The organism is uncultured Acetatifactor sp. (genome assembly GCF_948601915.1).
Classification (GTDB): Bacteria; Bacillota; Clostridia; order Lachnospirales; family Lachnospiraceae; genus Acetatifactor.
The window spans coordinates 1-5,640 of record NZ_CAPDXS010000222.1; the positions used below are offsets into that span (position 1 = coordinate 1).

The 5,640-nt window shown below is 54.5% G+C and carries 9 protein-coding genes; 2 read left to right on the forward strand and 7 right to left on the reverse strand.

Going from position 1 to position 5,640, the window contains the following annotated elements:
- The 5 genes from Q2B33_RS23020 to Q2B33_RS23040 form a co-directional block, all read right to left on the reverse strand.
- Window positions 1-890: phage portal protein (locus Q2B33_RS23020; RefSeq protein ID WP_300914287.1), on the reverse strand; the 890-nt coding region annotated here is incomplete at its 3' end.
- 39 nt (window positions 891-929) lie between these two features.
- Window positions 930-2,627 carry a terminase large subunit gene (locus Q2B33_RS23025; RefSeq protein WP_300572171.1) on the reverse strand — a complete coding sequence of 566 codons (1,698 nt, stop codon included), beginning with the start codon at window positions 2,625-2,627 and terminating at the stop codon, window positions 930-932.
- On the reverse strand, window positions 2,624-3,040 hold the full coding sequence (locus Q2B33_RS23030) for a hypothetical protein (RefSeq protein WP_296464347.1): 417 nt from the start codon (window positions 3,038-3,040) through the stop codon (window positions 2,624-2,626). Before Q2B33_RS23030 ends, Q2B33_RS23025 begins: the two co-directional genes overlap by 4 nt.
- A gap of 49 nt (window positions 3,041-3,089) precedes the next feature.
- On the reverse strand, window positions 3,090-3,332 hold the full coding sequence (locus Q2B33_RS23035) for a hypothetical protein (RefSeq protein ID WP_300572169.1): 243 nt from the start codon (window positions 3,330-3,332) through the stop codon (window positions 3,090-3,092).
- On the reverse strand, window positions 3,316-3,699 hold the full coding sequence (locus tag Q2B33_RS23040) for a hypothetical protein (protein ID WP_300815775.1): 384 nt from the start codon (window positions 3,697-3,699) through the stop codon (window positions 3,316-3,318). The genes Q2B33_RS23035 and Q2B33_RS23040 overlap by 17 nt, the downstream gene beginning before the upstream one ends.
- Window positions 3,700-3,939: 240 nt before the next feature.
- Here Q2B33_RS23040 and Q2B33_RS23045 point away from each other — a divergent pair, with 240 nt between their 5' ends.
- Window positions 3,940-4,116: a type II toxin-antitoxin system HicA family toxin gene (locus Q2B33_RS23045; RefSeq protein WP_300572165.1), complete on the forward strand. Its 177-nt coding sequence runs from the start codon at window positions 3,940-3,942 to the stop codon at window positions 4,114-4,116.
- Between the two features lie 39 nt (window positions 4,117-4,155).
- On the forward strand, window positions 4,156-4,536 hold the full coding sequence (locus tag Q2B33_RS23050; protein WP_300572163.1) for a type II toxin-antitoxin system HicB family antitoxin: 381 nt from the start codon (window positions 4,156-4,158) through the stop codon (window positions 4,534-4,536).
- Window positions 4,537-4,552: 16 nt separating this feature from the next.
- On the opposite strand, the gene Q2B33_RS23055 is transcribed toward Q2B33_RS23050, so the two are convergent.
- Both Q2B33_RS23055 and Q2B33_RS23060 read right to left on the reverse strand, forming a co-directional pair.
- Window positions 4,553-4,930, reverse strand: coding sequence for a sigma factor-like helix-turn-helix DNA-binding protein (locus tag Q2B33_RS23055; protein WP_300815777.1), 378 nt, complete (start codon window positions 4,928-4,930; stop codon window positions 4,553-4,555).
- Between the two features lie 458 nt (window positions 4,931-5,388).
- On the reverse strand, window positions 5,389-5,574 hold the full coding sequence (locus Q2B33_RS23060) for a hypothetical protein (protein ID WP_300572716.1): 186 nt from the start codon (window positions 5,572-5,574) through the stop codon (window positions 5,389-5,391).
- Window positions 5,575-5,640: the final 66 nt, after the last annotated feature.

Consider the following 5,640-nt stretch of genomic DNA (forward strand, 5'->3'; position numbering starts at 1 on the left):
CCCATCTGCACGGCCAGCGGCTCCACCTCCGCCTCATAGTAGGCGTTCCAGTCGTCCTCCGTCCATCTGGACTGTATGATCTTCTCGTTGGTGTTGAAGAACGAGTAGATCCGGTTTATGGTCTCCTTGGTCTGCAGGGCATTGGGTACGTAGTCCTTGGGCTCTATCCGGGTGGCCATGGCCTTGGAGTCCACGCCCGCGGCCCCGAAGGTGTCGCTCTCCACGCTCAGGTAGTTGTCCACGAACTCCTTCACGTTCTTCTTGATGTCCTCCGGGCGCATGGCGCTGGTGAACGTCAGGAGCCAACGGACGATTCCGCTGTTCCGGATGGCCTTGACGATGCCCTGGTCTATGGTACCTATGACCTCCATCATGGACGACAGCGCAGGCGCCGGGCTCTCCCCGAAGATATCATGCTCATTGAAATCCTGCCGCAGGTGGATAATCTGGTCATAAGGAAACGTACCCGATTTCCCGTTCTGATACTGGAACTTCAGGTGCAGCTCTCCATCCACGTACTTGGTCTCGCACATCACACAGGGAATCGGGTACACCTGCATGGGCTTGCCATTCATGTCCCGTACAATCAGGATGAAGGCATTGTTGTTCAGGCACAGCTGCGTGGCCACCTTCTCCTGGAACTGCTGCCCCGTCATGAAAGGGTTAGGCTCAGACAGCAGGAACCGTATGTTCGCGTCCGGGTTCACTTTCAGCCCTCCGGTATCAGCCCGGATATGCTTCCCTATCAGCTTACCCGCCGCCTTCACTTTCGGGCGGATGCAAGACCGGACGATATCACTGTCATACAGCTTCCCATTCCAGGAATAGTAATGCTCCCCATATGTGGTAACCATCTGCATCACGCTCTTGTCCGCCTTTTCGGCCTTCATGGCTCTCCGTCTCCTGAAAAGCCCCATTTCCATCACCTCCTATGCCACCATGCTCAGGTATTCATCCAGGTGGTTCTCCAGCTCCACGTATGCGTCCAGCAAGCTGGCCATCCCATCGATGCGGCGCGTAGCCCCCTGCTTCCCTTTGGCTGGCTGGATGTTGTCGTTCCTGTCCACGTCCACCGTGGTGTTGCAGAGGCACCACTTCAGGATAGGGTTGTTGTTGTACACGATCCGCTTCTTTGCCAGGTCTGCCCCCAGGCTCTTCATGGGCCCGGACAATGTCTTCTTGCCCTGGAACACCAAATCTATCACAGAGGTGCCGAAGACGTTCCGCATCTCCTCCACGAAATAGGTGGCGCTCCATCCGTCCACGCCGCACTTGAACAGGTATATGTCCTTCTGCTCCTGCACCTCCCTATACCAGTCCACCACGTATTTGTAATGCATCCGGTTCCCAGGGCAGGTGCGCAGGAACCCCCGCTCCTTCCAGATGTCGTAAGGTATCTTGTCCTCCCTCACCCTGGCCTCCAGCAGATCCTCCGGAATCCAGTACATCTGCTCCACGTATATCCTGTCATCCTCTGGAACCATGAAGATGACGGTGGCGCATGTCAGGTCGGTGGTGCTGGACAGGTCACACCCGCCGATGCCGTACCTGGGCTTCAGCTGGGCAACATCGAAGAGCTCCTGGTTGTCTATCTGTTCAAAGGTGAGCCATGCTTCCGTGGACGTCTCCCTGATGTTGAACTCCTTGCACACCAGGTTCCTGACCAGGCTGGGATTCTCCATGGCCTTGCGCACCTTCTCCGCCAGGGCCTCCCTATTCTTGATTGTCCCCAGCCCAGGGTTGGCCTTCTTCCAACACTCGGAATCCGTCCACTCCTTGCGCTCGTCCAGCTCGTATATGAACGGGAAGAAATGGATGTCCTTGTAGCCGTCATCATCGAGCAGTCCGTTGATGACCCTCTCCGACTCCTCGTACTTCTGGTCGTAGATGTCCTCCCGGATGGTCCCGGCAGTGGAGGTGATATAAATCAGCGGCTGCTCCCTGGCGGTGACGCCGTCCGCGATGATGTCGTACAGCCTCCGCCCGTCCTTCCACTGATGTATCTCGTCCATGAGCCCGCAGTGGATGTTCAGGCCGTCCAAGGTGTCGCTGTCGGATGCCAGCGGCTTGAACGTCCCATCGTTGTACAGCTCGCTGGAGAGCTCCGACACCAATGGCTTGACCCGTTTGAGCAGCGACTGGGACTTCCTGACCATGCGCTTCGATTCCGTCCAGATGATCTTCGCCTGATCCTTCTTGGTGGCCACCGCGTACACTTCCGGCCCAGGCTCCCCATCCCCCAGGAGCATGTACAGCCCCACGATGGATGCCAGCAGGGACTTGCCGTTCTTCTTTCCTACGATGAGCACGGCCTCCCGGCACATCCGGTTGCCCTCGATGTCGATGAATCCGAAGATGGCCGCAAGGTGGGCCTTCTCCCAGAGCTCCAGCCGCACCGGCCTGCCTGCTCCCGCGCCCTTGGACAGCCTGCAGTAGTTCTCCGCGAACTCTATCACATGGTTGGCCCGCTTCGCGGAATAGAAGTATTCGCCCGGCTGCCTGACCAGGGATGCCAGGTACCTGTACCAGCGGCGGATCTTGTCCCCCACCATCTCCTTCCCGCTTTCAATCGCCTCCCAGTATTCCAGAATCGGATTATAGTCCAGCGGGTACTCCATCCTCTTCATACGTCCTCCCTGCCGTCAACGAAGTCCTCGAAGCCGTCCCCGGGCGGCTCCGGCCTCTGCTGCTTGGGCATGCAGTCCACCAGAATCTTCATGGCCTGGGTCAGCTTCTGGGACAGCTGCAGGTATGTCTGGGACTCCGGGCTCTGCTTGGTGCCGTACTGGTTCTCGCCGTTCTTGTAGACGGCCGTAGTGCCCTCCCGGTTGATGGTCTCCCGGAGATCCTGCATGGTGACGGTCATGAACGCCACATCCGCGATGGTAGACAGCACCAGCTTCTTCCTGTCCTCGTCAATCTTCCCGAAAAGCTTCTTGATCCTCGCTTCCTCTTTCTTTATCCGCTTGACTCTGTCCAGATATTCGGAGTCGTCAGGGCTGATGATGCGCCCTTCAATCTCCTCTTTGTGCGCGCCCATATACCACACCCCCTTTACGCGCGGCCTGTGTGTTAAAGGAAAGCCACCCCTACGGTCTCCTGGGAGCGCCCCCCGGATGCTTTTCAGGGGGGAGTGTCAGGATTTCGCCGAACCTTGTGTCAAGCAGGATGACCTTCCGCCCAAACTTTTCAGCCAGTTCCTTTTCCACCTCCTCTACCTCATCTTTCCCGCAGCGCTGATTAATCCTGATGACGATAGTTCCTTCTCCAATGACCATCGCAGTTTCTCCTCCGATGAGGATCCCTTCGCAGCTCTTAATGCTTTCTTCCATCTCTGTCCACCTCCCTCATAGATATTGGCTGGCCGTCTGCCGTGAATCTGCACAGAGGCCTACTGCCCCCGCCCATCCCATGGCCCTCGAACCTGTCATGGCAGTCCTTACAGACATACTCCAGGTTCCCATGGTTCAGGGATATCTCAGAATTCGCTATGGTCTCCTGGGTCAGCGGCTTCCTGTGGTGCACGATGTACCCCGGCCTGTCGTGACATTCCTCGCACAGGCCGCCGTCCGCCAGGATTCTGTCCTTTATGTATGTGTCCCTGCACTTCAGCCACCGCCTTGACCTATAGAATGCTTTCGCCCACTCCTGTGCCATCCTGGTCTCCCTCCAGCCCTGCTGCCGCAGGTTTCTTTCCACGCAAAAGGACACGGCTGCTGCCGTGCCCCATATAGCGGAAGGAGCAGGCCGTTCGTGCCTACCCCTTCAATTGTTATTATACATGTGCATCGTGTGAATTGTGTGCAAGTTTATTAAAAAAATATAAACTCCTGGTTTCCCATCCAATATCTCACAATATATTTTTTACGTAATTTACGCACTTTCTATTGACATTATGTAAATTACGTAATATAATGGAATCATGGAGGAGGTGGTCAGGTGAAGCGCAGGGACTTAATAAAACAATTGGAAGCTGCCGGATATAGAGCAGACCGCGATGATGGCGGGCATACTGTTTACGAGAAGGACGGCAGCCGTCCGGTGCAAGTCCCAAGACACCGGGAAATAAACGAGAACACCGCGAAATCCATACTCAAGGTGGCAGGGCTGAGATAGGGCCCTGCTGCCATACCAAAATAAAGGAGGTCACAGACTATGGCAGAATATGTATATCCAGCCGTCTTCCATCCAAATGACGACGGTTCCTTCACCATCACTTATCCCGACCTGCCAGGCTGCGTCAGTGAGGGCAAGTCCCTGGGGAACGCCATGTATATGGCACAGTCGGCATTGACCCAATGGATCGAGTATCTCACAGACAAGAAGCAGGACGTCCCTATGGCAAGCGGCCTTGGCAGCTTAGAGACCGAACCAGGCGAATTTGTCAACCTAATCCGTGCCGACATCAAGGATGGCCGGGCGGTAAAGCGTACTGTCAGCATACCGAAGTGGATGGATGACAAGGTGGCCGAAACCGGCCTGAGCCTGTCCCGTGTGCTACAGGATGCGCTTAAGGAACGGCTGAATGTCGGATAGGCAGATGCCCTGGCCTTTACTGGGCCAGGGCATTTAGCTTCCTGCTGACCGTGCTCCTGTCCATATGTATGAACTTGCCTATCTCTTTCTGCGTCCTTCCCTCCAGAAAGTACATCCGGAATATCCTCCTGGTGAGACTGTCCGCTATGTCCTCTTCTACATATCTCTCTATGGCATCGCACTGCTCCTGCAGCACATAGATTCTTTTTTCGTAATGCTTTTTCTGCCATTCCAGCCTTTCCCAGTCCACCCCTACGATGGTCTGCGGCACTGGGTATCCGCTCCGGTAATCATTTATGACAGAGCTACCGAGCATGGAGTCGCCTTCGCCCAGGTGGGCTAGCGCGTATTGTATCTCCGATATCTCCTGCTTCATGCTCCTGTATGATCCCATCTGCTTTCTTGTCATTTCTCCACTCCTCCATGCCTGCTGCCACAGAAAATCCTCGCCCTATGGAGTTGCACCAGTGCAACTCCATATAAAAAAACTACTAACCGTTTTACTGGCTAGTAGTTTCTCTTGGTCATGTCTCCTTCGACACGTAGAAATCAATGACTGCTATCACTTTCCTGACGAATTCTTTTGCTGTTTCAGGCGCGGAATGTATCTCAATAAACTTCCCCGGTGCAAGCACTCAAACACCACAGGGGTGTTTGCCTCCTGCTTCGCAGGAGCGGGGTATTCGCCCCAACCTCGCTACGCTCGGTGCTAGTTTGCGCGATGCAAGCATCGGGGAATGTACCCTCAATGATTCAATTTCTATGCATCATATTCCTGTCGTTGCATCCTGCTGCTCCTGACTGCCATCTCTGCAATCATGGGAATGCATTCAACAAAAAGGTCATATTCTGTCATGCCACTCCACCGCTTTTCTGATAATCAAGCGGTCGATGCCCATGCTCCGAAAACATCACCATTTCACTTGCACGTTCAAAAATGGTTTTCGTGATTTCTTTTAGTGCTATTATCTCTTCGTTTGTTGCCCACAATAATGCCATCTCATCTAATCTCAGCTCGCCCTTTCTAATCTCAATCATGAATAATCTCCTGTTAGTGTATAATTATTATTGGCAGAGGGAGGGAGCAGACTAAAAATAAAAGGG

Bases quoted from the DNA above. Each gene is read 5' to 3' on its own strand.
- Q2B33_RS23025 (WP_300572171.1), bottom strand. From the start codon at position 2,627: ATGAAGAGGATGGAGTACCCGCTGGACTATAATCCGATTCTGGAATAC.
- Q2B33_RS23030 (WP_296464347.1), bottom strand. From the start codon at position 3,040: ATGGGCGCGCACAAAGAGGAGATTGAAGGGCGCATCATCAGCCCTGAC.
- Q2B33_RS23035 (WP_300572169.1), bottom strand. From the start codon at position 3,332: ATGGAAGAAAGCATTAAGAGCTGCGAAGGGATCCTCATCGGAGGAGAA.
- Q2B33_RS23050 (WP_300572163.1), top strand. From the start codon at position 4,156: ATGGCAGAATATGTATATCCAGCCGTCTTCCATCCAAATGACGACGGT.
- Q2B33_RS23055 (WP_300815777.1), bottom strand. From the start codon at position 4,930: ATGGGATCATACAGGAGCATGAAGCAGGAGATATCGGAGATACAATAC.
- Q2B33_RS23060 (WP_300572716.1), bottom strand. From the start codon at position 5,574: ATGATTGAGATTAGAAAGGGCGAGCTGAGATTAGATGAGATGGCATTA.